Here is a 26,665-nt window from a genome sequence, read left to right as displayed (position 1 = left end):
GCCTACAGCCAGTCGACGTGGTAGCCCTCGACCCACACCGGGCCGACCAGGCCGTCGCACCCGGCGATCGACGACCTCGCGCGCACGTGCCCGATCGTGCCGTGCTCGTCCCAGCTCGACAGCGTGGTCCGGCAGTGGGCGACGGCGCGGAAGTTGCCCGGCCAGCCGTCGTCGCAGAAGACCTCGACGCTGCGCCCGTCCCGCGGGAACTCCTCGCGGCAGCCGCGCTCCTGCGCCCGCGCAGGAGCCGCGACCGCCGAACCGACGGCGATGACGATCGCGGCACAAGCGGCAATTCTTCGCATTCGCTCTCCTGAGGATCAGCGGAACCAGGCCGCGTCGAAGTTATCCGGGGAGCGGAATGACCGGCAATTACGCCTCGGGGTGAACCCTCAACCGCGCAGCGCTGTCGCTAGCAGGATCTCCAGTTCCTCGAGGGTGGTCCGCGTCGACCGATGGTGGACGCCGACCATGCCCGCCTCGGCGGCGCCGCGGACGTTCACCGCGAGGTCGTCGACGAACACGCACTCGCCCGGTTCGAGACCGAGCTTCGCGGCCGTGAGCAGGTAGATGCCGGCGTCCGGCTTCGCCAGCCCGACCTCACCGGAGATGACCGCCGCGTCGAACAGCCCGTGCCAGTGCGCCGGCGGCTGCCACCAGCCGTCCGCGTTGGACAGCAGCGCGGTCTTGAACCCCTGCTGCCGCGCCTTGCGCACCGCGGTGAGCAGCGGCGGTTCCGGCGGGTTGTCCTCACCGGGGTCGGTCAGGACGCCGCCGTAGTCCAGCACGAGGGCCTTCAGCATGGTCAGGACCGTACTACCCACTCCTTCGGGTGGTGGGTGTCCTGATCGGCGCGCTGCGCCGCCGGTTTCGGCATGCCCCCAGTCGTTCGCCGCCTGCCCACCTACGAGCCGCCCGCCGGGGCGACTTTCGTGCCACGCCCCCGCGCACGCGGGTCGTGGCTGCCCGCACCGGAGCCACCGCCGCCGCCGCTCGACGCGGCCCGGCTGCTCACAGCCGTCCTGGAGGTGGTGGACGGCCGTCGCCCCGGTCGTTTGCTGCAACAGCTCACCCTGCCCGCTCTGGCCGCCCGCCTGGTCCGGTCGGTGCGCGTGCGGTCCACCCGCCTGCTGCGGCCTCCTCGTGTCTGCCACCCAACCCGGTTCGCCGCCGAGATCGCCGCCACTGTGCGCCGCGACGAGCGCGTGCTCGCCGTGGCCGCACGCGCCGAGCACCACGACGGCCGCTGGCTGCTGACGACGTTCACAGTGCTGGAGTAACCCTCCCCGCTTCCGCGGAGGGCACGCGGGGACCTTTCGTACTCTCCTGCAGTACGAAAGCTCCCCGCGTGCACTCCCTCAATTCCGCATGCCGGAAGTCACGCGGGCGCCCCGCGTTCCCTCCAGGGGCACGCGGGGACCCCGCGTGCCCTTCCAGGTACACGCAGGGGCCCCGCGTTCCCCTGGGGGAAGCGCGGGGCCCCTGTGTGGCCGGTTGCTGCTAGCGCTTGCGGCGGTTGCCCTTCGCGGCCTGGCGGGCCGCCTCACGCCGCTCCTTGCGGGTGCCGCTCTGGGCGCCACCGCCGTTGTTCTCGTCGCTGTGCTGCTCGACGCCGCCGTCCTCGGCCGGGCCGCTGTAGCTCAGGTGCTGCTCACCGGGGCCACCGAGACCCTTGCCGCGCAGGGCGGGCGGGATCGCGTTGCCGGTGGCGAGCTGCGCCATCGCCGGACCCGCCGGGGCAGCCGGCTGCTGCTGCGCCTGCTGCTGGGCGGCCGCCGCGGCACGGGCGCGGGCACGGGCCCCCGTCGCGGGCAGCGGCTGCGGGGTCTGGCTCAGCAGGACCGGGACCTCCGGCTCCGGCTGGGGCTCCGGCTCGGCGGCCTCGACCTGCAGGTTGAACAGGAAGCCGACGATCTCCTCCTTCAACGCGTCGAGCATCGCGTTGAACATGTCGAAGCCCTCGCGCTGGTACTCGATGAGGGGGTCGCGCTGCGCCATGGCGCGCAGACCGATGCCCTCCTTCAAGTAGTCCATCTCGTAGAGGTGCTCGCGCCACTTGCGGTCGAGAACCGACAGCAGCACGCGGCGCTCCAGCTCGCGCATGGCGCCCTCGCCGACGCGGCCGTCGATCTCGGCCTCGCGCTCGCGGTAGGCCTTCAGCGCGTCCTCGACGAGCACCTCGCGCAGGTACTCGCGGCTGACGTCCTCGTCGGACTCCAGCAGCTTGTCCGGGTCGACGCTCACCGGGTACAGCGTCTTGAGCGCCGTCCACAGCTTGTCGAAGTCCCAGTCCTCGGCGTAGCCGTCGGCGGTCGCGCCGTTGACGTACTCCTCGACCACGCTCTCGATCATGTGCTCGACCTGGTCCTTCAGGTCTTCACCCTCGAGGACGCGGCGGCGCTCGGCGTAGATCACCGTGCGCTGGCGGTTCATGACCTCGTCGTACTTCAGGACGTTCTTGCGGATCTCGAAGTTCTGCTGCTCGACCTGGGTCTGCGCGCTGCGGATGGCGCGGGTGACCATCTTGTGCTCGATCGGCACGTCGTCCGGCACGTTCAGGCGCGTCATGACCATCTCGACCATGGACGCGTTGAACCGGCGCATCAGCTCGTCCTGCAGCGACAGGTAGAACCGCGACTCACCGGGGTCGCCCTGACGGCCGGTGCGGCCGCGGAGCTGGTTGTCGATGCGGCGCGACTCGTGGCGCTCGGTGCCGAGCACGTAGAGACCACCGGCCTCGCGCACCTCGTCGGCCTCGGCCTTGCCCTGGGTCGTGAGCTCCTCGACGACCTTGGCCCACTCGGCCTCGTACTCCTCCGGCGTGGTCACCGGGTCGAGGCCGCGGTCGCGCAGCTCGTGGTCGGCGATGATGTCCGGGTTGCCGCCCAGCACGATGTCCGTACCGCGACCGGCCATGTTCGTCGCGACCGTGACGGCGCCCTTGCGGCCGGCCTTCGCGATGATCAGCGCCTCGCGGTCGTGGTGCTTCGCGTTCAGCACCTCGTGCGGGATGCCCTTGCGCACCAACAGCTTCGACAGGTACTCGGAGCGCTCGACGCTCGTCGTGCCGATCAGGACCGGCTGGCCCTTGGCGTGCTTCTCCGCGATGTCCTCCGCGACCGCCTCGAACTTCGCCTCCTCGCTCTTGTAGACGAGGTCGGGCTGGTCCTTGCGCTGCGGCGGGCGGTTCGTCGGGATCGGCACGACGCCCAGCTTGTAGGTCTGGTGGAACTCGGCCGCCTCGGTCTCCGCGGTACCGGTCATGCCGCCGAGCTTTTCGTAGAGGCGGAAGTAGTTCTGGAGGGTGATCGTGGCGAGCGTCTGGTTCTCCGCCTTGATCTCCACACCTTCCTTGGCCTCGATGGCCTGGTGCATGCCCTCGTTGTAGCGCCGCCCGGCGAGCACACGACCCGTGAACTCGTCGACGATCATGACCTCGCCGTTGCGGACGATGTAGTCCTTGTCCTTGGTGTAGAGCTCCTTCGCCTTGAGGGCGTTGTTCAGGTAGCCCACCAGCGGGGTGTTCGCCGCCTCGTACAGGTTCTCGATGCCCAGCTGGTCCTCGATGAACGAGACGCCCTGCTCGGACACGCCGACCGTGCGCTTGCGCTCGTCGACCTCGTAGTGCGTGTCGCGCTTCATCAGCGGGCTCAGCCGCGCGAACTCGACGTACCACCGGGCGCTCTGCTCCGCGGGACCACTGATGATCAACGGCGTGCGCGCCTCGTCGATCAGGATCGAGTCGACCTCGTCGACGATCGCGTAGTAGTGCCCGCGCTGCACGCACTCGTCCAGGCTCCACGCCATGTTGTCGCGCAGGTAGTCGAAGCCGAACTCGTTGTTCGTGCCGTAGGTGATGTCCGCGTTGTACGCCGCACGCCGCTGCTCCGGCGTCATCTCGGACAGGATCGCCCCGACCGTGAGCCCGAGGAACCGGTGGACACGGCCCATCCAGTCCGCGTCGCGCTTGGCGAGGTAGTCGTTCGTGGTGATGACGTGCACGCCGCGGCCGGCCAGCGCGTTGAGGTAGACCGGCATGACGGAGGTCAGCGTCTTGCCCTCACCGGTGCGCATCTCGGAGATCTGCCCGAGGTGCAGCGCCGCGCCGCCCATGAGCTGCACGTCGTACGGGCGCTGGCCGAGGGTGCGCTTCGCGGCCTCGCGGGCCACGGCGAACGCCTCCGGCAGCAGCTCGTCGAGCGACTCGCCCTCGGCGTGGCGCTTCTTGAACTCCTCCGTCTTCGCACGCAGCTCGGCGTCGGAAAGGTCGACCACGTCGTCTTCGAGGTGGTTGATGTGTGCTGCGATGTTGCGGAGGCGCTTGAGCATCTTGCCCTCGCCGGCGCGGAGCAGTCGGGACAGCACCATCTGGATAGACCTCATCACCTGTATCGCGGCGCGCCCACGTCGGACGCCTTTCCCCTGCCCATCGTAGGCAAGTCGCCAAGATGTGTGCACAGACACAGGCGGATTGCCGCGCCTGACCTGGTATGGGCAGGTCAGGCAGGCCGTTCTGCGATCTTCCGCAGACCACCTGCCGCCGGTGCCCCCATCTCGGCTACTGGTGTGGAGAACGCATGAGGCCCGTGTGAAGGTTCCTGGCGGCGCGAAGTTCACCTTGACGGTGAACGAACCGCGGTTGACAAGCCCGTTTGGTCCCGTTTGCGCCGTCGGCGGGTGGCCGGTGAACGCACACCGCCGCCCTCACGCGCGAGGGGCGCGAAGGGCGGCGGTGGTCGAAGGTGTGTGGTTTACCGGATCAGGCCAGCCTGATCACGCCGTAGTCGAATCCCTTCCGGCGGTAGACGACGCTCGGGCGACCGCTGTCGGAGTCGGCGAACAGGTAGAAGTCGTGTCCGACCAGTTCCATCTCGTAGAGGGCCTGGTCGACGGTCATGGGTTTGGCGGCGTGCTCCTTCTCGCGCACCACGCGTCCGGGCAACTTGTCCTCGAGGCCGTCGTCCCACCGCTGCGCGGGCACTTCCGCCATGCCCTCGTAGTCGGCCTCAGGTGCGTCGAGCACCGCGGTCTTCGCGCGGCGCGACGTCATGACCTGACCGTTCTGGTCAGCAGCGGGGGAGGTGTCCCCCAGCCCGCTTGTCGCTTCCGCCACCGAGATCGGGGCGCGGGCCCCGTGGTGGACGCGCCTGCGGTCGTGCGACCGGCGCAGGCGGTTCTCGAGCTTCGCGACCGCAGCGTCCAACGCGGCGTAGAAGTCACCCGCGCAGGCTTCGGAACGGACCACCGGCCCACGTCCCTTGCCGGTGATTTCGACCCGCTGGCAGTTCTTCGACTGGCGGCGGTTCGGCTCGTGGAAGAGTTCCACGTCGAAGCGGATGACCTTGCGGTCGTAACGCTCAAGCCGGGCCAGCTTTTCGGCGACGTGCACCCTGTAGTGATCGGGCACCTCGACGTTGCGGCCCTTGACGACGATGTCCATACACGACCTCCCTCGCTTTGCTGCGAGCTTTGGCTGGACTGATTTATCGAGCGCCGTGGCGATCTTGGATCGCAGATGTGTCGCAGAGGGTCGTCCTCGGCAGGTCTCACGGCGCCTGGGTCATGGGCTGTTCGCCTCCTCCCCGCGGGCCGGGAACGCTGATAGCGGTGCACGTTAGCTTGGGATTCACCGTCGCGTAAGCCCCCTTGCCGGGCGAACCGGCAGATTTTTCGGCGACTACGCAGCGCGACAACTCCCTGCCACAGCACGTGTTCCCAGCGTGGCACGAGCACCGCTCTCCGGCATCTCGCTCACCCGTAAGGCGCAGCACACGGCCACCACTCGACCGCAGCACCACTGCGTCGAACGGTTCCCAGCGCGGCCTCATACCCAGCCAACGGGTGACCACCGCGTCATGTTCCCGAAACTTCTAAGAGATCGATTCCGATGCCTCCGACTCCGGTCTAGATGCGACGGAACCGCGCTTTCTCCAACTGAACCGTTCCGTTTCGCTGACCGATCACGAGCGTGTCACGCCCGGCACGCCAGCGGTTTTCGCCCATTCGCGTACGAGCCCGGCGATCTCCACCACTGTCCGGCGAACCATGCGATTCCTCTGATAACAGCTGGTCAGCTCTACAAGTGAATAGGCGTTAACCGGAGCACCGAGCAGACAGCCGACATCGGGCGGTGCCAAACGCACCGCCTGCGGGGGTCACCGCACAGGGCCGCGCGACCAGCCCTGGCGCTCCACGCCCAGGGGCAGCGCTCTGCGGCGGCGCACGACACGGCGACGAAACACGGGTCTGTCCAACGTCGGGTCCAAACGTGCCACTCCGCAGTTCCGGATCTTCGGACAGGACGGGGCTCGCGACGACGACCTGGGGATTCCCGTCCAACCGGGACGAACCGGTGATCCACTGGCCGACACCAACTTCACCCTTGTGGGCGGTGCCGAAAGTCCCGGTCGAACCGTCAACCCCACGAACGCGCTGACGAAAGCGCCAGCACGGCCTGCGCGCGAACACCGGACGATCGCAACGCGCGGGCACATTCACCAGCCGTCGCACCCGTCGTGACCACGTCGTCCAGCAGCACAACTGTTCCCGGTGGGGGTCTGCCGCAAACGCGCACGCGCCCGTCCACGTTCCTCCTGCGCGCTCCCGGACCCAGCCCCACGGAGTCGGCCACGCCCGCCGTGAACGACAGGACCGGTGCCACGGCGGCGATCTCCACGGCCCGCGCGATTCTCACCATGTGGTCGCCCCCGCGTTCCTTGGCCGCCCCGGCCCGTGACGGCGCCGGCACCAGCACCCACGGCGCGGGCCCGACCGACACGAGCGCCGCGGCCACCACGGCGCCGAACCACGCAGCCAACGCCCGCGCACCCCGTTCCTTGAACGCGAGCACGAGCTCCCGCACCACGCCGTCGTACGCCGCCAGCACCCACACCGGCGGCCCGACCCCGGGCACGGACAGGCGAGCCGGCGGCCCGAACGCACCGAGGCAGGACGAGCAGCAGGCGGGGCCGGGCCGCCCGCAGCCGGAGCAGCGGACGGGCACGATCAGCTCAAGGGGCATGTGGACCAGGGTGACGACGGGGTCTGACATTTTCCGCGGTCCCGCACACCGCCGAACCAGCGATGGGTGCGCAGGCGGCCGGAAGGGCGGTTGGCAGCGGAAAAGTGCTCGCTGATCTTGAGTTGGCAGTACTTGCAGACGCCGGTAGGAGCAGGGGGTCAGCCCGGGTAGAAGACCTGTGAACCGGTTGACGTGCGGATCGGGCTCGGACGCCACACGTCGGTGATGTCCGTGGCGATCCACAGCCCGGAGCTGTCGATCACCTGCACCGACCGCGACGGTCCCGCGGCCACCGACCCGACGAGCCCGGTGAGGTTCGACTGGCTGTACCGGTCGAGCTTGGCCCCGTCGATGTACACCTTGCTGACCGGCAGCGCGGCCACGGACGACGACACGACCACGATGTCCTGCGACAGCCAGTCCACCGACAGCACCGAGGAGCCCAGCAGGGACGGCTGAACGGCCCGCGGGGAGCGCAGCGCCACGTCCTGCTGGTTGCGGACCACGGAGGCCACGTAGAGCTTCCCGGCGATGACCAGGGCAGCACGCGTGCCGTCACGGGAGAGGCGGAGCTCGGTGATGCCGCCGAACGCGGCCAGGTCGGTGGTGTTGACGCTCTTCGCGGTCCAGTTGCCGTTGTCCGCACGGGTGACGCGCGTGACCGAGCTCCCGTCGGCGACGGTCCAGACCTCCTTGCTCGGCTCCTTCGGACCGCTCGACAGCAGCCACGTCGGTCTGGTCAGCGAGGTGGCCGGCAGGTCCACCTCGGACAGCGGCTGCTCGTTCTCCCCCACCCGCAGGCGCATCGCCGCGCCGTCGCGGGTCACCACCGCCAGGCGCGAGCCGTCCAGCGACTGGGCGGCGCTCGCCACGGTGTAGGTGCCGTCGCCGGCCGGGCCCTTGACGGCGACGCCGTCGTTCAGCGAGCGCAGGCGGCCGTCCACGACCAGCATGCCGGGCAGGTTCACGTTCGAGGCCAGCAACGCCTCACCCGCGGTCGCCGACACGTCGGACGGGCGGTAGTCGCGTTGCTCGGCCAGGATCTGCTGGCCGTCGACGAGGACGCGGATGCGCGAGGACGTGACGCCCTGGAACGACTTCACGACCTGCGCGACGATCTGCTTGTTCTTCTCCGGCGTGCGGTCGTTGCCGACCTTGGTGAGGTTGACCTCGAGCGCGCCGTCGTCGGCTTCCTTGGTGTTCGAGAACTTGTCGGTGTCCGGGCCCAGCGCGGAGACCAGCGTGTCGCGCAGCGCGTCACTGGGGCCCTTGATCAGCAGCTCGGTCACGCGGGTCGGGATGTCGGTGGCGGGCGGCACGACCACGAACCGCGGGTCCGGCACCAGCACGCTGAACTCCGGGTTGTAGAACCAGAGCACGACGCGGCGGTAGCTGTTGTTGAACACGTTCTGCGGCATGTAGACGCCCAGCGGCGGCTCGGAGATGCGCCACTGGTTCTCGTTGTTGCGCTCCAGCTTCACCGGCGTCGAGAAGTCGCCGAGCTGCGGCACGAACGCGTTGTCGTTGGCGCCCAGGCGGCCGACGTTCTTGCCCTGCAGCAACACGGTCTGCGTCTTCTCGGCCTGCGCCTGCGAGGTCGGCACGGTCGAGAACGACGTCTCGATGATCGTGGGGCTCTTGGTGTCCCACTTCTTGTCGGCCTCCGGCGTCAGGTACGCCCGCGCCGCCGCGTAGTTGTGGTCCGGGTTGGACGTCGCGCCGATGAAGTCGCGAACCAGCTCGAACGGGTCGAGGTCGCGCCTCGGCTCGGGCGCCTGGTTCGTGTTCGAGGCCTTGTTGTCCTTGGTGCCGATGGGTTTCGGCTGGGTGTTCGTCGGGATCGCGGCACAGCCCGTGATCGTCACGAGCACGAGGAGCACCAGGGTCAGCCGCTTCACCGCACTTCCTCCGAAACCTCGTCGGGCACGCCGTCGACCGGTTCGGCCGGCTGCCAGGTGATCTCCTCGGGGGTCAGCTCGACCTCCTCCGGTTCCTCCGCCACCGGCGTCTCCGCGACGGCGGCGACCGCGCCGGCCGCGATGGCGGGCGCCAGCGGCAACGGGCTCTCGCGCAGCTCCTCGCCGTGCGTGCGCGGCAGCGTCAGGCGGAACACCGCGCCGTGGCCCGGTTCTCCCCATGCCTCCAGCCAGCCGCCGTGCAGCCGCGCGTCCTCCAGCGAGATCGACAGGCCGAGGCCGGTGCCGCCGGTGCGCCGGTTGCGCGACGGGTCGGCGCGCCAGAACCGGCTGAACACCAGGTCCGCCTCGCCCGGCCGCAGCCCGACGCCGTGGTCCCGCACGGTGATCGCGACCGCGTCGGCGTTGCCGCGCATGGTCAGCTCGACCGGCTGGCCCTCGCCGTGGTCGATCGCGTTCGCCAGCAGGTTGCGCAGGATGCGCTCCACGCGGCGGGAGTCCAGCTCGGCGGTGAGCTCCTCGTCCGGGAGGTCCAGCACCACCGGGGAGTTCGCCGTCGTCGACAGCGCGCGCACCGAGTCGTGCGCCCGGCGGGCCAGCACGCGGATGTCCACCTGTTCGGCGGTCAGCTCCTCGACACCGGCGTCCAGGCGGGAGATCTCCAGCAGGTCGCCCAGCAGCGACTCGAACCGGTCGAGCTCGTCGACCAGCAGCTCGGTGGAGCGGGCGAGCCCGGCGGGGAACTGCTCGCGCGAGGCGTGCAGGACGTCCGCGGCCATGCGCACGGTCGTCAGCGGCGTGCGCAGCTCGTGCGAGACGTCCGAGGTGAACCGGCGCTGCAGCTGGCCGAACTCCTCCAGCTGCTTGAACTGGGCCTGGATGGACTCGGCCATCTCGTTGAACGACTCGGCCAGCCGCGCCACGTCGTCCTCGCCGACGACGTGCATGCGTTCGTGCAGCACGCCGTCCGCGAACCGCTCCGCGACCTCGGCCGCCTGTCGCACCGGCCGCACGACCTGCCGGGTCACCAGGTTCGCGATCAGCGCGAGCAGCATCAGCAGCACGACGCCGCCGACCACGAGCGTCGACTGCACGACCTCGGCGGTGCGCTGCTCGGAGGCCAGCGGGAAGATCAGGTAGAGCTGCATCGACCGGGCCGTGGTGCTCATCGGCAGGCCGACGACGTACAGCGTGGTCGGTTGCCCGCCGCGCTGCACGGTGTGGATCTGGGTGCCCTCGCCGCCGTTCTCGACCATCTCGCGCAGGCCGGGCGGCACGTCGTCGAGCGGTCCGACGGACGGCACGCGGGCGCTGTTGGACGCGAGCCCGTCGGCCAGCACGGGTTCGAACGCGCCGGCGCCGGCCGCCGTGGCGTCGGTGCCGGCGCTGCCCACCGCGAGCTTGTTGATCGCGCTGGTGAACCGCGTCTGCACGCTGTCCGGACCGGGGTTGAGGCCCACGAGGTCGGACTGGATCAGCGTCTGCGAGGCCTTCGCCTGGCGGACCGCCGCCTCCTCCTTGGTGGCCAGCAGCTGGTTGGTGATCTGCATCTGCAGGACCATGCCCAGCACGAAGACCACGGCGGACGACAGCGCGAGCGTGGACACCACGACCCGCAGCTGCAGCGAACGCCGCCACAGATCACCGAACGCGGTCCACCGCTTGCGCGCCTCCTCGACGAGGAACTGCGCCTTCGCGGCGAGCGGCCGAACGAACTTCATACGCCACCTGTCACGGAGGGCCGGCCTTGTACCCGACACCGCGAACGGTCAACACCACCTCGGGGTGCTCCGGGTCCCGTTCCACCTTGGACCGCAGCCGCTGCACGTGGACGTTCACCAGGCGGGTGTCGGCGGCGTGCCGGTAGCCCCACACCTGTTCGAGCAGCACCTCGCGGGTGAACACCTGGCGCGGCTTGCGGGCGAGCGCGACCAGCAGGTCGAACTCCAGCGGCGTCAGCTGGATCGGACGGCCCTCGCGCAGCACCTCGTGACCGGGCACGTCGATCGTCAGGTCGCCGATCTGCAGCACCTCGGACGGCTCGGCCTCGGTGCGCCGCAGGCGCGCCCGGATGCGGGCGACCAGCTCCTTCGGCTTGAACGGCTTGACGACGTAGTCGTCGGCACCGGACTCAAGACCCAGCACCACGTCGACCGTGTCGCTCTTCGCGGTGAGCATCACGATCGGCACGCCCGACTCGGACCTGATCGCCTTGCAGACGTCGATGCCGTTCATGCCGGGCAGCATCAGGTCGAGCAGCACGAGGTCGGGCTTGAGCTCGCGCAGCGCGGGCAGGGCACGGGCACCGTCGGCGACCACCGCGGTGTCGAAGCCCTCCCCGCGCAACACGATCGTCAGCATCTCCGCCAGGGCGGGGTCGTCATCGACGACGAGCACGCGTGCCTTCATGCCCAACATCGTTGCACTGCCGGTCGCGCGTTCGCGCACCACCCACGTTCCATCGCCGCTGGTGGCGGAGCGCGCTCGTTCGGTAACCGGCCGGAACCCTCGTTCCACGTGCCCCACCTCGCCTGATTCGGCCTGATCGTCGCGTGCATCGTCGTGCGACGGTCACCATTCGTTACCCGGTGGTGTCAGGCCGTGCGGACGGCCGAGGCCAGCCAGATGCGCGCGTCACCCACCTTCCGCGGGTCGGTGATGGCGGGCACCGGGCGTTCGTGCCGCGCGGCCAGGTCGACCTGGTGCGTCACGGTGCCGCGCCAGCCGTGCCCTGCCAGCCACGCCACCGGGTCCTCCACGTCGGAGCACCAGCCGGCGTCCATCGAGTCGAACCGCTGCTGCACCGCCCTCATCTGCGGCAGCTCCCTGAACGCGTGGTTGACGTGTTCGAGCGCGAGCGTGCTGCCGCGGGCCGACAGCGCGCCGACCCAGTGCATGATCCGCTCGCCGGCCTCGGGGGGCAGGAACATGAAGAGGCCCTCCAGCAACCACGCCGTGGGCCTCCTCGGGTCGTACCCCGCGTGGATCAGCGAGGTCGCCCAGTCGTCGCGCAGGTCGCAGGGGACGACGACCCGGTCGCAGGACGGACGTGCCCCCAGGTCGCCGAGGGCCTGCTCCTTGAAGTCGAGCAGCTCCGGTAAGTCGAGCTCGAACACGGTCGTGCCCGGCGGCCAGTTCAACCGGAACGCTCTTGTGTCGAGCCCGGCCGCCATCAGCACGACCTGGGGTCGCGCCGCGTCGAGGAGCTGGTCGTCGAAGTAGCGGGTGCGCAGGACGAAGTGGTCACCGGCGAGGTTGCGCACGCCGTTGAGGTCGCTCGCGGAGCCTGCGGCCGTCACCAGCCCCTCGGCCAGCGGGTCGTCGAAGAGGCGGTCGAGTTGGCGTTGCTCGGTGGCACGGGCGGCGGCGATCAGGACCGCCGTCCGGGCGACCCCGACCGGGGTGCGCTGCAATACGCGCTTCAAATTGGGCACTCCTATTAACTCACAGTGACGTACCGACACTCGATCGTGTCAACGGGTACGCACGTGAGCGACCACTCAAGGAGTGAAGAGCGGTCCCAAAAGCGAACGGAAGTTCACGTTTGACCGGCCGTCGACCAATTGCCACGGCGCGAGCCAGCCGATGTTCGCCAATCCGTCGTAAACAGCACCGCAACGGGCTTGCAGGCCGCCATCGGATTCATAAATGTCTCGCGCACGAGACCCGTCTTCCCGCTCCCGTTTCGCAGCACGTTCCGCGGCGACCTCGACGGGCACGCGCAGCAGCAGGTGCAGGTCCGGAACGGGCAGCCCGAACCGCTCGACCTCCAGCTCGCGGACCCACCGCACGAACTCCCCGTGCTCGTCCTGGTGCAGCCGCGCGGCGCTGTAGGCGGCGCTGGAGGCGACGTACCGGTCGAGCAGCACGACGTCGTGCCGTTCGAGGTCCGCGCGGATCTCGTCGGCGGCGCCGCGCCGGTCCAGCGCGTACAGCACGGCCATGCCGTAGACGGAGTCGCTGAGGTCGCCGATGGTGCCGTAGAGGGCGTCGCGGACCAGGTCCGCGTGCACGCTGATCCCGTAGCGGGGGAAAGCGTGGCTGGTCACGGTCCTGCCCTCGGCTTCAAGAGCGGCGATCAGACCGTTGGCCAAGGTGCGCTTGCCGGCCCCGTCGAGGCCCTCGATCACTACGAGCTTTCCCACGCCAGCACCCTACGGGACCGGTACCGGCCACTCACACGGCCGCAACCCGTCCCCCACACGGGCGAAATCCGATCTTTCGATCACCAGATCGAGTGACTACGGTGAACAGTCACACGGCGCGTGTGTGAAGGGTAGGTGCCGCGGTGGCCGCGGAATCCGGGCACGCCGAGTCGGTCGACGAACCGATCGGTAACCCGACCGGGGGTCTGCCGACCCCGCTCGCCGAGACGCTGCGCTACGGGCCGTTCCACCGCGCTCTGCGCGAGGCGATCGCCCACCGGGGCCTCTCGCTCGCACGGCTGCGCGCCCACCTCGAACAACTCGGTGTCCAGGTGGGCCAGTCGACGCTCTCGTACTGGCAACGCGGCCTGCGTCACCCGGAGGTCCCGCGTGCGATCAGCACCGTGCGCGCGTTGGAGTCCGTCCTGCGGTTGCCGCCATCGTCCCTGCTGGACCTCATCGGTCCACGCACCGCCAACACCTACCTGCCGCGCCCGGTGCCGACGTGCCCGGACTCGGCGCCGTTGCTCGCCTCGTTCGACTCGGTGCCCGAGGCCGCGCGCAGCAACGCCGACCTCGAAGTGCTCTCCGTGCACGACACCGTGCAGATCGGCATGCACCGCGAGCAGCGCTCCATCACCACACGGCTGGTCGTGCGCGCGGTGCGCCAGGGCCCGGATCGCTACCTCGCCGTCCACCAGGGCGACGACGGCGCGGTGATCGACAACGCGCTCGTGCGCGCGGGTGAGGGCTGCCGGCAGGGGCGGCTGCGCAGGGAGGGCGCTTCCCGGAACCTGGCCGTGGAGATGCTCTTCGACCGCAGGCTCTCGGCCGGTGAGGAGCACGTCTTCAGCTACACCGTCGTCGACGACACCGGCGGCGCGACGCCCGGCAACCACCGCACGTTCCGCGACGTCTGCGGCTCCTACCTGGTGCAGCTGTCGTTCCACCGGCGGGCGATGCCGGCGCGGTGCACGAAGCAGTTCCGCGCGTCGGCCGAGGCCACCCCGGTCGACGTCGAGGAGCTGGTGTGCGGGCTCGGCGGCGTGGTGAGCGCCTACTTCAGCGACGTCGGGCCGGGGATCGCGGGCATCGCGGTCGAGTGGAGCTGAGAAGCGAGGGCGAGGAAAGCGAGAGGGCTATCTTTACAGGAGTGTGAGAAGGAAGCCCTCTCATGGCCTCGCGTCGTCCACGCTAGCAGTCCTGTCCAGGACTTTGTCCAGCTGCTCGACGGTCGCGGTGAGCGGACTTCCGTCCGGAGTGGACTTGCGGCGCACCACGTCGGCCAGGTGCCAGACGGTGAAGTGCTTGCGCCCCAGTACAGCCGCCACGGTCTCGCGCACGATGCCGCAGTTGCCCTCGACCCGGTTCCCCCACGAGGCGCCGCGCAGGTACAGGTGCAGCCACGTGGCGAGCCAGCCGCCCTCGCAGCGCTCGAAGACGACCGGCAGCGCGACCCGGCCGTTGCCGCGCATGGCACTGCGCGCCCGCACGGTGCTCGGCTCGAACGGCTTGCCGCGCTGGCCGGGCTCCCGGGTCATGAACCCGAACATCGACTCGGCGACCTCGTTGAAGCCCTCGCCGTCGTAGATGTTCACCTGCGGCACCACGTACTTCGCGGTGATGGCGGAGTGGGGCACGTCGATGAACTCCGTGGCACCGTCCGGCGCCTCGGTGAGATCACCCGAGTAGTAGGCGCCGTCGCCGTGGTGGCTGGTCCACGACACCTGCCCCTTGAAGTCGAAGGCGGCGTTGAGCAGCACCGCGGACAGGTCGTAGTCGGTGCGCTGCCCCTTCTGCCGCCAGTACGCGAAGAACCGCAGGAGGTCGCCCTCCAGCCACGCCTTCGACCCGCGCGGCAGCACGTTGAACCCCTCTTCGGAGGCCTTGCCGGACAACGGGAGCACGACGTCGAGCGCCTCGGGCGCCACGCGCAGCTCCGAGACACCGGGCAGCCTGCGGACGAGCTCGTCCTCCAGCACGTCGACCAGGGCACCGACGACGGGGCTCGCGAGCGGCGGCCGGACGTCGTCCGTGACCCACGCCCGGCCGTTCCGGTTGGCGAAGACCCTCGCGGCGTCCGGCTTCTCGCGGTTCTGGAGGTGTTCGAGCACCGAGCAGAGCACGCGGCCGGACACCTCGGGCGCGGCGGCGCGCACGGCGTCCACGACCAGGTCCTGGTCCGCGCCGTACCGCAGCAGCCGGTCGAGCTGGCGCAGCAGCATCCCCGGTGCCGCGCCGAGGACACCGACGGCCGTGCGGAGGTCGCCCTCCTGGAACGCCAGCTCCACCCGTCCTGCGAACGACCTGACGACCTTCTCCCTGCGTGCCACCGCGAACACGTCCTGCGCGCACGGCAGCAGCTCGTACTCGTGCGGGTGCAGCCGTTCCCCGAGCCGCTTCCACGCTTCACGGTGCCGCGGCACGTCACCGAGCTTGCCGGGGTTGCTCCGCACGGTCTCGTCCAGCGCCGCCAGCAGGACCCGGCGCTCCGGCCGCCGGAACGACCGGAACCGGGTGGGCGTCCGCAGTGTCACGTCCCCGCCCGACGCCTGGCACGCCAGCCGCAGCACGTCCGTGACGGTGTCGACGGACGGCACGGCACCACGGGCCAGCCGGGCGGCGTTGACCACCGCGCGGTTCTCCCTGACCGGCACGGCCTCCGGCAGCTCGTCGGTCTGCTCGGCCAGCTCGGCGAGCAGGTGCAGGTCGGCCTCGCCCAGCGGCGTCGGGCTGCCGGCCAGCTCCAGGTAGAGGCGGCGGGTCTCCTCAGCCTCGGTCCCGCCGAGGTGCAGGACGGTGACGCGGTCCTTGACGGACGGGATCAGCGCGTCGTGCGCCTGGAGGAGCTCCTCGTAGGTGTGCCGGTGGGTGCCGTACTCCGGCAACGCGAGCAGGTTGAGCACGCCGTTCGCCGCGAGCTCGTCGGCAGGCACGTTCTTGAGCAGCGCGTCGCGCAGGCAGTGCGTCCAGAACTCGACGGTGTCCGGCACGCCGTGCGGGAAGTCCTTGAAGTAGGGGTTGTGCCGCACGTCGTCCCCGACGAGCCTGCGGACGGCGTCCACGACCGTCCGGGTGTACGCGGCCGGGTTCTGCAGACCCGCCACGTGCTCCACGAGCTCCTTCGACGCCTTGAACCCCACCTGCACCAGCGCCGCGTCCAACCGCCTGGCTTCGGCCCGGCCGTCACCGGCGGCCCCGGTCGAGGTGGGCACGCGCAAGGTCCGGCCGATGAGGGTCATGAGCACCCGCTCAGTCAACCTCGCACGTCAACCGAGTAAGTGCACCCGTTCGGGGCCGATGTTGTTCTTCGCACAACGCCTACCTTCGAGTTCCATGAACGGTGACCCGTCCACCCCGTACAGCCGTGACCTCGGTGACGAGCTGCGCCAGATCCGCGAGCAGTGCACGACGTTCCGCGGGCGCAGGATCGCGCGGATGCTCGGGTGGGACCCCGCGAAGGTGTCGAACATCGAGCACGGGAAGGTGCGGGCGAGCGAGATCGACATCGTGCAGTACCTGGGGCGGTGTGGGCGGTCGCTGGAGTTCATCGAGGGGTTTCTGGACCGGTACCGCCGCGCCTTCGACCCGTACTTCGTCCAAGCGCCGACCAACCTGCGCACCATGGTGATGGCCGAGTCCGCCGCGCAGGCGATCACGACTTACGACCTGACGTACATTCCGGGCTTGCTGCAGACCGAGGAGTACGCGCTGGCGCTGTTCGAGGCTCGTGAAGTGCTCACACCCGAACTGATTGCGGCGGCGGTCCGCTTCCGGATGGAACGGCAGTCGCTGCTGCAGCGACACGACCGGCCCTCATGCACTTTCTACATCCACGAGAACGCCCTGCGGCTCAAAGTCGGCACGGATGCGGTCATGGAAGACCAGCTGATGAGGCTGTTGTTCCACACGCACGTTCTCCGGATCGTGCCCGCGACGAGTGGTCCCGCCGGCGTCCTGACGGCCAACTACATCCTGTGGCAGTACGAGAAGCGCAGCGATGTCGCCTTCTCGGAATGCGACATCGCCCAGGTCTTCGTCCAGGACCAGATCGGGACGAAGCGCTGCAAGTCGCTCTTCGGACGGCTGGATGCGCTCGCCCTCAGTGAGGAACAATCGCGAACGATGGTGGCGGACCTCGCCAGCCGATCGCGGGAGGACCTCAGTGGCCGGAGACTGCACCTGGCGTAAGAGCAGCTACAGCGGCGGCGACTCCGTCGACAGCAACTGCGTCGAAGTGGCATTCGCCGAGGTCGTGCGCGTGCGTGACTCCAAGAACACCGCTGGCCCCGAGCTGGAGTTCAGCGCTGAGGCCTGGCGGGCGTTCGTGACCGTCTGACCATGTGGCGCACCGCGAGTCCAGAGGCGTTGTGCAGGTCTTGGAGGGAATCATCGAGATCTGGTACGACCAGAGCCCGGACAGCGACTACGGCCCGGGCGAGCCGGCGATCATCGTGAAGTCGCACGAGGAGTTGTCCGCGTTCATCGATCGGGTGAGCGCACGATCCGCGGCCCAGCCGTACCCGTCACTGGTGGAGGTGTCCATCGCGGAGGACCCCTACGGATTCCCCACGGTGAACGCCGGCATCGGTGCGGAAAAGGGGTATGTCCGCATCAGCGGGATGGACGAACTGCGCGCGACCGAGGGCACGCCGAACGCGACCGGGGTGCGGGTGTACGACTTCCAGGAGCACGAGACGTTGGTCCCCGCGAGCTACGAGGTCCCGCTGGACACCGTTCGCGCCGTGCTGGCCGCTTACCTCGACCACGGTGGGCTGGTTCCGGCGGACTTCCCGCATCTACGCGAAGTCGCCGAGGTCTGAGACGAGGCCTGGCGGGCGTTCGTCAGCGGCGACGAGCGCTAGTCGCCCGCCGCCTGCCACGTCACGCACTTGGGCCGCTTGCCCTCGTTCGCCAGCAGCTCCCGCAGAACCTGCCGCACCAGGTCGAGCGGCACCTCCGAGTCGGCGGGGTACTCGTGCGCGGTGCCGTAGTACAGGAAGCGCACACCGTCGGGATTGACCTTCCCGCCTTTGCTGAACCACTCGCCGTCGTCGCCGGCGTAGCGGACGGCACCGAGCCCGGTGGCCTCGTCCACGCCGACCACCAGCTCGTGTGCGGGGTCCTCGTCGGCGGCCTCGTCCACGGCGTAGACCGTCGCCGACCGGTAGTCCGGTCCGGCGTTCAGCAGTTCGGTGAGGAAGCCGTCGATGTCACCGTCGCCGCGCAGGAAGCGCACGCCGGCACCGTGCTTGTACGAAGCCTCCAAGACATAGCTCATCCCTGGGCTTCCTTCCCCCGGTAGGTCCGCTGACCACCTGGCCAGTGGATTGTCACGGTCTGACCCGGCTTGAGAATCCTCGGCAGGAGGCGGTCGCAGGACCACCGGCCCTCGTCACACGGCGCGTTGTTGACGGCGAGCGTAACGCGCATGGACGACAGGGCGCGGAGGGCCGCGGCGAGCTTGACCTCGACGTGCGAAGCGACCCACAGGGTGCCCCTGGCCGGGCCGATCCCCAGCTCCGCCAGCACGCCGCGTGCCTGCTGCCAGTCGTGCTCGCCGCTGACGAGCGGACGCTCCACACCGTCCTCACCGACCCAGATCCCCGACGTCTTGCCGTTCTCCCGAGCGGGGAGCTTGGCGAGCAACGTCGCGCCGGGCGCAGGAACAGGTGCTGCTGGCAACGGTTCGTCGGCTCGACCGCTGCCCTCCAGCCTGTTCGCCACAGCCGTCACACCAGCGTGGATGGTGGTCAACCTGCGCTGCAACGCGTCGATGCCCGCGATCACCTGCGCGAACGTGTCGAGCACCTGGTGGATGTCGGCTTGGCCGCTTCCGGCTGCCGCCCGTTCGATGAGAACGTGCGCTTCCTCGGCGGCGTCAAGTGCATTGGCGAGTTCGGCGAAGGGCAGCCGTTCCAGGCTTGCGCGCAACGCGGCGATGACGTCTCCGAGCGTTGCCATGCACGTTCGTCAGCTGAGCTCGTACGGCACCGGCAACCCCATCGCCGCCAGGAACCGCGCCGTCTTGACCTCGACGAACACCTCGGCACCGTCGAACGCGTCCACGTCCTCCCCTTCGTCCCACGAAAAGGAGTCCGGGTCCTCGTCCTCGGCCAGGAACCCGCGGATCTCCTCGGCCGACACCTGCCCAGCCCACGCGGCCAACCCGGCAGCCTCACGCGAGACATCCGTGGGGTCGGACGCGCCGGGGTTCTCGAAGTACGTGCGCGGCGTCAGCCCCAGGTAGGCGACGCCGGTGCCAGGCCCAGCGGGCGCGTAGACGACCGAGGTGATGTCGCTGTCGTGGATGTCGATCCACAGCCACGGCTCGGTCAGCGGCGGCAGTTCGCCCTCGGACAACGTGGTCCAGGAGCCGTTCTCGTAGGCATAGGTGCCGAAGAATCCCACGACGGACATGAAAACAGGGGCCTCCCGCGACCCTGCGCGGGAGGCCCCTGTCAGGGCAGATCAGTAGCGGTAGTGCTCCGGCTTGAACGGGCCCTCGACGTCCACGTCGATGTACTCGGCCTGCTCCTTGGTGAGCTTGGTCAGCTCTCCGCCGAGCGCCTCCAGGTGGATGCGCGCGACCTTCTCGTCGAGCACCTTCGGGAGGCGGTAGACCTCGTTGTCGTACTCCTTGAACTTGGTGAACAGCTCGATCTGGGCGATCACCTGGTTGGAGAAGGAGTTCGACATGACGAACGAGGGGTGGCCGGTGGCGTTGCCCAGGTTCATCAGGCGGCCCTCGGACAGCACGATGATCGTGCGGCCCGACGGGAAGGTCCACTCGTCGACCTGGGGCTTGATGTTGGTCTTGCGGATGCCGGGGTAGCGCTGGAGGCCGGCCATGTCGAGCTCGTTGTCGAAGTGGCCGACGTTGCCCAGGATCGCCTGGTGCTTCATCTGGGCCATGTGCTCGACGGTGACGACGTCCTTGTTGCCGGTCGTCGTGATGACGATGTCGGCGATCGGCAGGACCGTCTCCAGGCGCGCGACCTGGTAGCCGTCCATGGCGGCCTGCAGGGCGCAGATCGGGTCGATCTCGGTGACGATGACGCGGGCGCCCTGGGCGCGCAGCGACTCCGCGGAGCCCTTGCCGACGTCGCCGTAGCCGCAGACGACCGCGACCTTGCCGCCGATCAGGACGTCGGTGCCGCGGTTGAGACCGTCGACCAGCGAGTGGCGGATGCCGTAGCGGTTGTCGAACTTCGACTTGGTGACCGCGTCGTTGACGTTGATCGCGGGGAACAGCAGGTCACCGGCGGCGGCCAGCTGGTACAGGCGCATGACGCCCGTCGTGGTCTCCTCGGTGACGCCGCGGATGCCCTCGGCGATGTTCGTCCACTTCTTGCCGTCGCGCTCCAGCGACGCGCGCAGCGTGTCCAGGACGATGCCCCACTCCTCGGAGTCGTCCTCCGAGGCCGACGGGACGACACCGGCCGCCTCGTACTGCACACCCTTGTGGACCAGCAGCGTCGCGTCGCCGCCGTCGTCCAGGATCATGTTCGGGCCCTTGCCGTCGGGCCAGGTGAGCATCTGCTCGCAGGTCCACCAGTACTCCGGCAGCGTCTCGCCCTTCCAGGCGAAGCAGGAGACGCCCTTGGGCTCCTCCTCGGTGCCGTGCGGGCCGATGACGACGGCCGCGGCCGCGTGGTCCTGGGTCGAGAAGATGTTGCAGGAGGCCCAGCGGACCTCGGCGCCCAGGTCGACCAGCGTCTCGATGAGCACGGCCGTCTGGATGGTCATGTGCAGGGAGCCCGAGATGCGGGCGCCCTTGAGGGGGTGTGCACCGGAGTACTCGCGACGGAGCGCCATGAGGCCGGGCATCTCGTGCTCCGCCAGACGGATTTCCTTGCGGCCGAACTCGTGGAGTGACAGGTCGGCCACAGCGAAGTCGATGCCGTTGCGGGTCTGCAAGCGGTCCGCGGTCATTGCGAAGTCCTCCAAGGCACTTCGGAGAGGGTGTCGTGCGACCATACCGCCCTCACGATGCACCACTATGACCTCACGTCGGGTGAGGGAGGTCTGGGGTGTTCATTGCGGGCCCCGACACACGGGTGGTCGAACTGCGGGTGCACGGTGTGCAGGGGACGACGCCGCAGACGCTGGTCGACGCCGTAGCGGCCGTGGACGTCGCCGGAGACGGGCTGGGGCGCATCGTGCGCCCCGCCGACAGACTCCGCAGGCCCGCGCCCGGTCCCGTGCTCCAGACGGAGAGCCGGTCCGTGCCCCGGGTCGTCGAGGGCTACCTGTGGGGCGGGATGACGTCGGGTGGTGTGGCCAAGGCCACGTGGGCGCTGCTCTTCCCGTTCAGCATCGCCAACGTCGCCCACTGGATGCTGCCCCCCGTTCCCGATCGGAACCTGCCGGCGCACCTGCTGGGGCTCGGTCTGCGGTCGTTGCTGCGGGTGTTCGCGCTGCTGCTCACGGCACTGCTGATCGCGCAGGTCTCGGTGGTGAGCCTCGACCTGCTCGCCGCGCAGTGCCTGCGTCCCGGCACCGGCTGCCTGACCAGCATTCCGGCCGAGGCGCGCACCTTCCCCTGGTTCCGGGCGTTCCTAGGACTTTTCCCAATCATCGCGTTGCTGGTCGTCATGCGCCGGATCTCGCACGTCGAGTGGCGGATCGAGCGCCGCGAGATCGCCGAGGCGGAGAAGGAGGAGCGGCAGCCGTCCTCGGGCCTGCCCGGCGCGCACGTGGCGACCGACCCGGACACGCCGGCGCTGCGCTCGCTGCACGTCGTGATGGGCCTGGCGACTGCCGCGCTGATCGCGCTGGGTGGGCCGTTGCAGCAGCTCACGGCCTCGGGGCCGATGGGGGTGGCGATCACCGCGGCGTGGGTCGCGTCGCTGGTGTTCATCGGGTTGTGCCTGGTCAGCGCGTTGCTGCTGGACGACCCGACGGGCGGCGCACCCCACCGCGGTGGGCGGTGGCTGCGGGCCGCGTTGTCGCGCAGGCCGCGCCGGGTGTTCCTCGCGCTGGCGGCGGTGCTGGTGCTGGTCACGCTGGGTTTGCAGGAACAGCTGCCGGACCGGGTGCCGGGCGCCGACGTGACCGTGCAGGTGATCGCGCTGCTGATGGCGTTCGTGCTCGTGCTGTTCGGGCTGGTGCTGGTGCCCGCGGCGGTGCTGGCCCGCGGGACGTGGAAGGACCTGCCGCGCGAGCTGCGGCCGTGGGCCGGTGGCTGGTTCGCCGCGCCGGTGCTCGCGGTCGCGGGGCTGCTGGGCGGCGGGTTCGGTGCCGGGATCGCGCTGCCGGTGCGCAAGGCGCTCGGCGAGGAGCTGCACCTGCCGGTCGGGTACGGCTACATCACGCTGCTGTGGGGTGTGGCGGGCGCGTTGGCGTTGCTGAGCACGTTCGCGGTGGCGTCGTTCACCGGCGCGGTGCGCTGGCGGGCGTTCCGCAAGGGCAAGCTGTGGGCGCGTGAGGCGTCGTTGCTGCACTCCGGCCGGATGCGCGACCTGCGGGCCGCGACGCGGGCGTGGTGGTGGGCGCGCTGGGAGCGCAACCACGGCCACCACCTGATGATGATCGTGGCGTTCGTGCTGGTCACCGGCGCCGTGATCGCGACCGTCCTGCGGGTGCGGGACGTGCCGCTGGCGGCGTGGACGCGACCGTTCTCGGCGTTCGGCGTGGGCGTGCTCGGCCTGCTCGCCGTGTCGCTGCTGCGGGCGGTCTACCTGGCCGCGCGGCAGCCGGAGTCCGGGCGGCGGCTCGGGATCATCGCGGACATCGCGCAGTTCTGGCCGCGGGAGGCGCACCCGATCGTGCCGCCCTGCTACGCGCTGAAGGTCGTGCCGGAGCTGGTGTCGCGGGTCGAGGACCACCTGCGCGACCCCGGCACGCGCGTGGTCCTGTGTGGACACTCGCAGGGCTCGCTGCTCGTCGCCGTCGCGGCCGCGCGGTTGCTGGAGTCGTTGCCACCGCAGGACCGGGAGCGGATCGGGCTCGTCACCGCGGGTTCGCAGCTGCAGTGGGCCTACCCGCGGGCGTTCCCGGCGGTGGTGCCGCACGCGTCGCTGGCGCGGCTGGCCGGTGGGCTCGACGGCCGCTGGCGCGCGTTGTGCCGGGGCACGGACCCGCTGGGCGGTGCGGTGACGACGTGGCGGCGGCAGGTGTTCGACGGCATGCTGCTCGGCGCCGGCTACCGCGAGGACGGGTCGGAGGGCGCGCTGGCACCGGCGTTGCGCGGGCCGACGGGAGCGCTGGTGCTGGGCGGCGACCACTGGCTGCCGGACCCGCAGCGGGGGCCGTTCCCCGGCCGGCGCTGGCGGTCGGGCGTGTCGGCGCACTCCGACTACACCTCGGACCCGGAGTGGGACCGGGCCGTGGCCATCGCGGCGGGGCTGATGCGGGTGGACACGCCGGAGGCGCCGTCGCTGCCCTTCGCGCGCAAGCCGAATATCGGGTCGCGGGACATCCTCGGCGGCTCCTAGTGTCGCGGTCATGCTGACCGGGGATCTCGTGCGCCTGCGTCCCGTCGAGCCGGAGGACGCCGACGCGTTCTACCGCTGGCACAACGACGAGGACGTCATGCGCTGGTTGCAGAGCTACTTCCACGAGTCGCTGGCGGCCATCCGCAAGCGCTTCGCCGACCGCCAGGAGAACCGGCACGACAAGGTCACCCTGTGCATCGAGACGCTCGACGAGGGCCGGCTCATCGGCGTGGTCGCGCTGCGCGACGCGGACCCGGTCAACGCGCGGGCCGAGGTCGACATCTACATCGGCGAGAAGGAGTACTGGGGCGGCGGCTACGGCACGGACGCGCTGCGCGCGATCTGCCGGTACGGGTTCGACACCATGCGGCTGCACTCGATCGAGCTCGGCGTGGTCGAGGCGAACGAGCGTGCCGTCAAGTCCTACAAGAAGGTCGGCTTCCAGGTCGACGGGCGGTTGCGGCAGTCGTTCCACCGCGACGGCGAGTGGCACGACTCGTTGCTGATGTGCGTGCTGCGCGACGAGCTCACGTGAGGGCGAGCGCGAGGTGGCCGATCGCCTCGCGCAGGTGCTCCTCCACGGTCGCCGCCGGCACCACGACCAGGCCGGACGGCCGCACGTCCACCCACCGCCGCACCGCCAGCCTGGCCGCCGCCGACACCGCGGCCGCCAGCACGGCCGCACCGAGCGGGTCCTTGCCCAGCCGCTGCTCGATCACCTCGGCGATCGGCGGTTCCACCGCGGTGACCGAGTCGAGGTAGGCCTCCCGCAGCGACGGCGTAGAGGTGACCAGCGCGAGCGCCTCCGACGGCGGCTCCCGGTACTGGGCGGCGAACGCGGCGACGATCGAGTCGACCAGCGGTTCGTCGGCGGGCCGTTCCCGCAGGGCCGCGGTGACCTGCAACGCGCGCGTCGCCGTGATGCCCGCGACGATCGCGTGGTCGCGGCTCGGGAAGTAGTTGTTGTAGGTGCGCGGTGAGACGTTCGCGGCCTCGGCGATCTCGTCGACCCGCACGTTGTCGACGCCCTTGTCCAGGGCCAGGCGCAGTGCGGCGGCCGCCAGCGCCGCTCGGGTCTCGGTCTTCTTGCGCTCACGCAGTCCCACGGCGATCACTGTAGAGACCTGCCGGGCCATCGGGGACACCTGTTGCAACACGATCACTACCGATTGACTTTCGATAGATGGCTACCGATACTCGATGCATGATTGCTGAGCGTTGGGCGGTGACCGCCCTGCGGGTCTTCCTCGTGGTCCTGTTCGGGATCCTGGTCGTGTTCGAGACGATGTCGTTGCCGGGCCAGTTCCGGCACATGGCGGAGACGAGTCCGAACGACGCGCACCTGAGGTGGCCCGCGACGATCATCACGGTGTTCTGGGTGGTGTGCGTGCAGGTCGTGGTGGTCGCCACGTGGAAACTGCTCACGCTGGTGCGCAAAGATCTGATCTTCACGGAGGCCGCGCTCAAGTGGGTCGACGTGATGATCTGGGCGATCACGGCGGGCTGGGTGGTGCTGGTGTCGGTGTTCCTGTGGGTCGGTTTCAACGCCGACGACCCCGGCCTGCCGATGTTGCTGTTCCTGCTGACGACCGGCGTCACGGTGGTGGGGCTCGTGATGGTCGTGATGCGGGCACTGCTGCGGCGGGCGACGACGTTGCGCACCGACATGGAAGCGGTGATCTGATGGCCATCGTCGTGCGCATCGACGTCGAGCTGGCCAAGCGCAAGATGAGCGTCGGCGAGTTCGCGGAGAAGGTCGGGCTGACACCGGCCAACGTCGCGGTGCTGAAGAACGGCCGCGCCAAGGCCGTGCGGTTCAGCACGCTCGAAGCCATGTGCCGGGTGCTGGAGTGCCAGCCCGGCGACCTCCTGGAGTTCGTGGACGAGGACGCCGAGGAGCTCCTCAGCTGAGCCGCTTCGCCAGTCGGTCGGCGGCCTCGTGCCGCCCCGACTCGGCGAGCAGGCCCACCGGTGCCAGCACGTAGTCGCGGTCCACGGTGATCTCCGCGGTCCGCAGCACGGGCCGCAGCACCGGGTCGCCGCGCAGCGCCTCCTCGACCGGCGTGATGTCGGCCATGTGCCGGAACACACCGCCGGACAGCACGAGCAGGCCCGCGCCGTGCGGGCCGAGCTGGCCGTCGACCTGCCGCAGGTGCCTGCGGACGGCCAGGACCGCGGCGAACGACGCCAGCTTCGTGTCCACGGCCGGGTCCTCCGGCAGCCAGCCGACGTCCTCGGCCCGCCGCTGCGCCTCCGCGGTCAGGTCCTCGGTGGTGAGGCGTTCCGCGTGCGCCTCCTTGACCACTCCCGGAGCGGACCAGCGCATGCCGAGGTCGCCCTCGACGGTGCGGCGGTCCGGTGGCAGGGCGACGGTCCGCTCCACGCCCTCGCTGTCCGCTGTGGACACCGCGGAGTAGACGTCCGTCGTGGCACCGCCGACGTCGACCACGAGCACCGCTCCCTCGCGGTCCTGCGCGGCCAGCCGGGACACGCCTCCCAGCACCGCGTCGGGGGTGACGGCCCGCACCAGCCGCCGGAACCGCGGGCCCCTCGACAGGCCCTTGCCGCCGATGACGTGCTGCAGGAACGCCTCCCGGATCGCCCGGCGAGCGGGTTCGGGGGCGAGCCTGCCGACGTCGGGCAGCACGTTCGGGCAGGCGACGACGGTCCGGTTGTGCAGCAGCCGCAGCGCTTCCGGCTGCGCCTCGACGTTGCCGGCCAGCACGATCGGCACGGCCACGCGGGCCAGCTTGCCCGCGTTGTGCAGCAACACCGACTGGTCGCCGCCGTCCGTGCCGCCGACCAGCAGCACCAGGTCGGGTGCACTCGCACGCAACGCCTTCACGTCCACCGGCCCCGCGCTGACGTGCACGACCTTGGCGCCCGCGCTCAGCGCCACCCGATATCCGGCCTCGGCGCTGACCACGCGTTCCTGGCCGACGACCGCCAGCCGCAGCCCGCCACCGGCCGACGAGCACGCCAGGACCTCGCCGTCGCCCACGCTCGCGCGCAGTGCGTCGACACCCCGCAGCACCTCGGGCGGGGTGGTCGGGTGCTGTCCCGTGCGGACCAGCTCGCCCTCCTCGGTGACGAGAGCGGCCTTGGTCCAGGTGGAACCGACGTCGAGGCACAGGATCACGAGGC

At 70.0% G+C, this 26,665-nt stretch carries 26 protein-coding genes; 9 read left to right on the top strand and 17 right to left on the bottom strand.

Annotation, left to right across the window (positions count from 1 at the left end; translation table 11 throughout):
- Window positions 1–2 precede the first annotated feature (2 nt).
- Window positions 3–305 (bottom strand): hypothetical protein, encoded by a 303-nt coding sequence (locus ACZ7CF_RS19205; RefSeq protein WP_360395084.1) that lies wholly within the window; start codon window positions 303–305, stop codon window positions 3–5.
- 87 nt (window positions 306–392) lie between these two features.
- Complete coding sequence (locus tag ACZ7CF_RS19200) at window positions 393–803, bottom strand: HAD-IA family hydrolase (RefSeq protein ID WP_360395081.1); 411 nt, start codon at window positions 801–803, stop codon at window positions 393–395.
- A gap of 72 nt (window positions 804–875) precedes the next feature.
- On the opposite strand from ACZ7CF_RS19200, the gene ACZ7CF_RS19195 reads away from it, so the two are divergent.
- Window positions 876–1,280, top strand: a complete 405-nt coding sequence (locus ACZ7CF_RS19195) for an Rv3235 family protein (protein ID WP_470370165.1) — start codon at window positions 876–878, stop codon at window positions 1,278–1,280.
- Window positions 1,281–1,500: 220 nt separating this feature from the next.
- Here ACZ7CF_RS19195 and secA read toward each other — a convergent pair whose 3' ends face one another.
- The 8 genes from secA to ACZ7CF_RS19155 form a co-directional block, all read right to left on the bottom strand.
- Complete coding sequence (gene secA / locus ACZ7CF_RS19190; protein ID WP_470370164.1) at window positions 1,501–4,368, bottom strand: preprotein translocase subunit SecA; 2,868 nt, start codon at window positions 4,366–4,368, stop codon at window positions 1,501–1,503.
- A 391-nt stretch (window positions 4,369–4,759) separates the two neighbouring features.
- The gene (gene hpf, locus ACZ7CF_RS19185; protein WP_360395073.1) at window positions 4,760–5,440 is read right to left on the bottom strand and encodes a ribosome hibernation-promoting factor, HPF/YfiA family; all 681 of its coding nucleotides are present in this window, start codon (window positions 5,438–5,440) and stop codon (window positions 4,760–4,762) included.
- Window positions 5,441–6,415: 975 nt separating this feature from the next.
- A complete protein-coding gene (locus tag ACZ7CF_RS19180; protein ID WP_470370163.1) occupies window positions 6,416–7,021 on the bottom strand; it encodes a ComF family protein in 606 nt (201 codons plus the stop codon).
- A 158-nt stretch (window positions 7,022–7,179) separates the two neighbouring features.
- A complete protein-coding gene (locus tag ACZ7CF_RS19175) occupies window positions 7,180–8,919 on the bottom strand; it encodes an LpqB family beta-propeller domain-containing protein (RefSeq protein WP_360395067.1) in 1,740 nt (579 codons plus the stop codon).
- On the bottom strand, window positions 8,916–10,658 hold the full coding sequence (gene mtrB, locus ACZ7CF_RS19170; protein ID WP_470370162.1) for an MtrAB system histidine kinase MtrB: 1,743 nt from the start codon (window positions 10,656–10,658) through the stop codon (window positions 8,916–8,918). The genes ACZ7CF_RS19175 and mtrB overlap by 4 nt, the downstream gene beginning before the upstream one ends.
- A 10-nt stretch (window positions 10,659–10,668) precedes the next feature.
- On the bottom strand, window positions 10,669–11,346 hold the full coding sequence (gene mtrA / locus ACZ7CF_RS19165) for an MtrAB system response regulator MtrA (RefSeq protein ID WP_030471262.1): 678 nt from the start codon (window positions 11,344–11,346) through the stop codon (window positions 10,669–10,671).
- A 185-nt stretch (window positions 11,347–11,531) separates the two neighbouring features.
- The gene (locus tag ACZ7CF_RS19160) at window positions 11,532–12,362 is read right to left on the bottom strand and encodes an SAM-dependent methyltransferase (RefSeq protein ID WP_458430336.1); all 831 of its coding nucleotides are present in this window, start codon (window positions 12,360–12,362) and stop codon (window positions 11,532–11,534) included.
- Between the two features lie 75 nt (window positions 12,363–12,437).
- Complete coding sequence (locus ACZ7CF_RS19155) at window positions 12,438–13,082, bottom strand: dTMP kinase (RefSeq protein WP_458430335.1); 645 nt, start codon at window positions 13,080–13,082, stop codon at window positions 12,438–12,440.
- A 143-nt stretch (window positions 13,083–13,225) separates the two neighbouring features.
- Between ACZ7CF_RS19155 and ACZ7CF_RS19150 the strand changes: the two genes are divergently transcribed.
- Window positions 13,226–14,194 carry a helix-turn-helix domain-containing protein gene (locus tag ACZ7CF_RS19150; RefSeq protein WP_360395055.1) on the top strand — a complete coding sequence of 323 codons (969 nt, stop codon included), beginning with the start codon at window positions 13,226–13,228 and terminating at the stop codon, window positions 14,192–14,194.
- Window positions 14,195–14,254: 60 nt separating this feature from the next.
- On the opposite strand, the gene ACZ7CF_RS19145 is transcribed toward ACZ7CF_RS19150, so the two are convergent.
- On the bottom strand, window positions 14,255–16,342 hold the full coding sequence (locus ACZ7CF_RS19145) for a TerD family protein (protein ID WP_470370161.1): 2,088 nt from the start codon (window positions 16,340–16,342) through the stop codon (window positions 14,255–14,257).
- Between ACZ7CF_RS19145 and ACZ7CF_RS19140 the strand changes: the two genes are divergently transcribed.
- The 3 genes from ACZ7CF_RS19140 to ACZ7CF_RS19130 are packed head-to-tail and all read left to right on the top strand — an operon-like array spanning window position 16,314 to window position 17,905.
- A complete protein-coding gene (locus tag ACZ7CF_RS19140; protein ID WP_470370160.1) occupies window positions 16,314–17,273 on the top strand; it encodes a helix-turn-helix domain-containing protein in 960 nt (319 codons plus the stop codon). The two genes, ACZ7CF_RS19145 and ACZ7CF_RS19140, sit on opposite strands and share 29 nt — an antisense overlap.
- Complete coding sequence (locus ACZ7CF_RS19135; protein ID WP_470370159.1) at window positions 17,248–17,421, top strand: DUF397 domain-containing protein; 174 nt, start codon at window positions 17,248–17,250, stop codon at window positions 17,419–17,421. Before ACZ7CF_RS19140 ends, ACZ7CF_RS19135 begins: the two co-directional genes overlap by 26 nt.
- A 40-nt stretch (window positions 17,422–17,461) precedes the next feature.
- On the top strand, window positions 17,462–17,905 hold the full coding sequence (locus tag ACZ7CF_RS19130) for an Imm1 family immunity protein (protein WP_470370158.1): 444 nt from the start codon (window positions 17,462–17,464) through the stop codon (window positions 17,903–17,905).
- A 38-nt stretch (window positions 17,906–17,943) separates the two neighbouring features.
- Here the strand turns inward: ACZ7CF_RS19130 and ACZ7CF_RS19125 are convergent, their stop codons facing one another.
- From ACZ7CF_RS19125 to ahcY, 4 genes are read right to left on the bottom strand one after another with little or no spacing between them, the layout of a single operon-like run.
- A complete protein-coding gene (locus tag ACZ7CF_RS19125; protein ID WP_470370157.1) occupies window positions 17,944–18,363 on the bottom strand; it encodes an Imm1 family immunity protein in 420 nt (139 codons plus the stop codon).
- Window positions 18,360–19,046: a DddA-like double-stranded DNA deaminase toxin gene (locus ACZ7CF_RS19120; RefSeq protein ID WP_360395043.1), complete on the bottom strand. Its 687-nt coding sequence runs from the start codon at window positions 19,044–19,046 to the stop codon at window positions 18,360–18,362. Before ACZ7CF_RS19120 ends, ACZ7CF_RS19125 begins: the two co-directional genes overlap by 4 nt.
- A gap of 9 nt (window positions 19,047–19,055) precedes the next feature.
- Window positions 19,056–19,502: a hypothetical protein gene (locus ACZ7CF_RS19115; protein ID WP_470370156.1), complete on the bottom strand. Its 447-nt coding sequence runs from the start codon at window positions 19,500–19,502 to the stop codon at window positions 19,056–19,058.
- A 51-nt stretch (window positions 19,503–19,553) separates the two neighbouring features.
- The gene (gene ahcY / locus ACZ7CF_RS19110) at window positions 19,554–21,017 is read right to left on the bottom strand and encodes an adenosylhomocysteinase (RefSeq protein WP_470370155.1); all 1,464 of its coding nucleotides are present in this window, start codon (window positions 21,015–21,017) and stop codon (window positions 19,554–19,556) included.
- A 98-nt stretch (window positions 21,018–21,115) separates the two neighbouring features.
- On the opposite strand from ahcY, the gene ACZ7CF_RS19105 reads away from it, so the two are divergent.
- Window positions 21,116–23,521: a hypothetical protein gene (locus ACZ7CF_RS19105; RefSeq protein ID WP_470370154.1), complete on the top strand. Its 2,406-nt coding sequence runs from the start codon at window positions 21,116–21,118 to the stop codon at window positions 23,519–23,521.
- A gap of 10 nt (window positions 23,522–23,531) precedes the next feature.
- Complete coding sequence (locus tag ACZ7CF_RS19100) at window positions 23,532–24,056, top strand: GNAT family N-acetyltransferase (RefSeq protein ID WP_470370153.1); 525 nt, start codon at window positions 23,532–23,534, stop codon at window positions 24,054–24,056.
- On the opposite strand, the gene ACZ7CF_RS19095 is transcribed toward ACZ7CF_RS19100, so the two are convergent.
- Window positions 24,049–24,627: a TetR/AcrR family transcriptional regulator gene (locus tag ACZ7CF_RS19095; RefSeq protein WP_470370152.1), complete on the bottom strand. Its 579-nt coding sequence runs from the start codon at window positions 24,625–24,627 to the stop codon at window positions 24,049–24,051. The two genes, ACZ7CF_RS19100 and ACZ7CF_RS19095, sit on opposite strands and share 8 nt — an antisense overlap.
- A 98-nt stretch (window positions 24,628–24,725) precedes the next feature.
- Between ACZ7CF_RS19095 and ACZ7CF_RS19090 the strand changes: the two genes are divergently transcribed.
- Together ACZ7CF_RS19090 and ACZ7CF_RS19085 are read left to right on the top strand one after the other, a co-directional pair.
- Window positions 24,726–25,205, top strand: a complete 480-nt coding sequence (locus ACZ7CF_RS19090) for a DUF2975 domain-containing protein (protein ID WP_360395030.1) — start codon at window positions 24,726–24,728, stop codon at window positions 25,203–25,205.
- Window positions 25,205–25,432: a helix-turn-helix domain-containing protein gene (locus ACZ7CF_RS19085; protein WP_065916239.1), complete on the top strand. Its 228-nt coding sequence runs from the start codon at window positions 25,205–25,207 to the stop codon at window positions 25,430–25,432. Before ACZ7CF_RS19090 ends, ACZ7CF_RS19085 begins: the two co-directional genes overlap by 1 nt.
- Here ACZ7CF_RS19085 and ACZ7CF_RS19080 read toward each other — a convergent pair.
- The gene (locus ACZ7CF_RS19080; RefSeq protein ID WP_470370151.1) at window positions 25,425–26,660 is read right to left on the bottom strand and encodes a glutamate mutase L; all 1,236 of its coding nucleotides are present in this window, start codon (window positions 26,658–26,660) and stop codon (window positions 25,425–25,427) included. The two genes, ACZ7CF_RS19085 and ACZ7CF_RS19080, sit on opposite strands and share 8 nt — an antisense overlap.
- Window positions 26,661–26,665: the final 5 nt, after the last annotated feature.

Source organism: Lentzea sp. NPDC036955, assembly GCF_055608005.1.
Note: the sequence above shows the minus strand (reverse complement) of the source record. Positions and strands in the feature narration are given on the sequence as shown.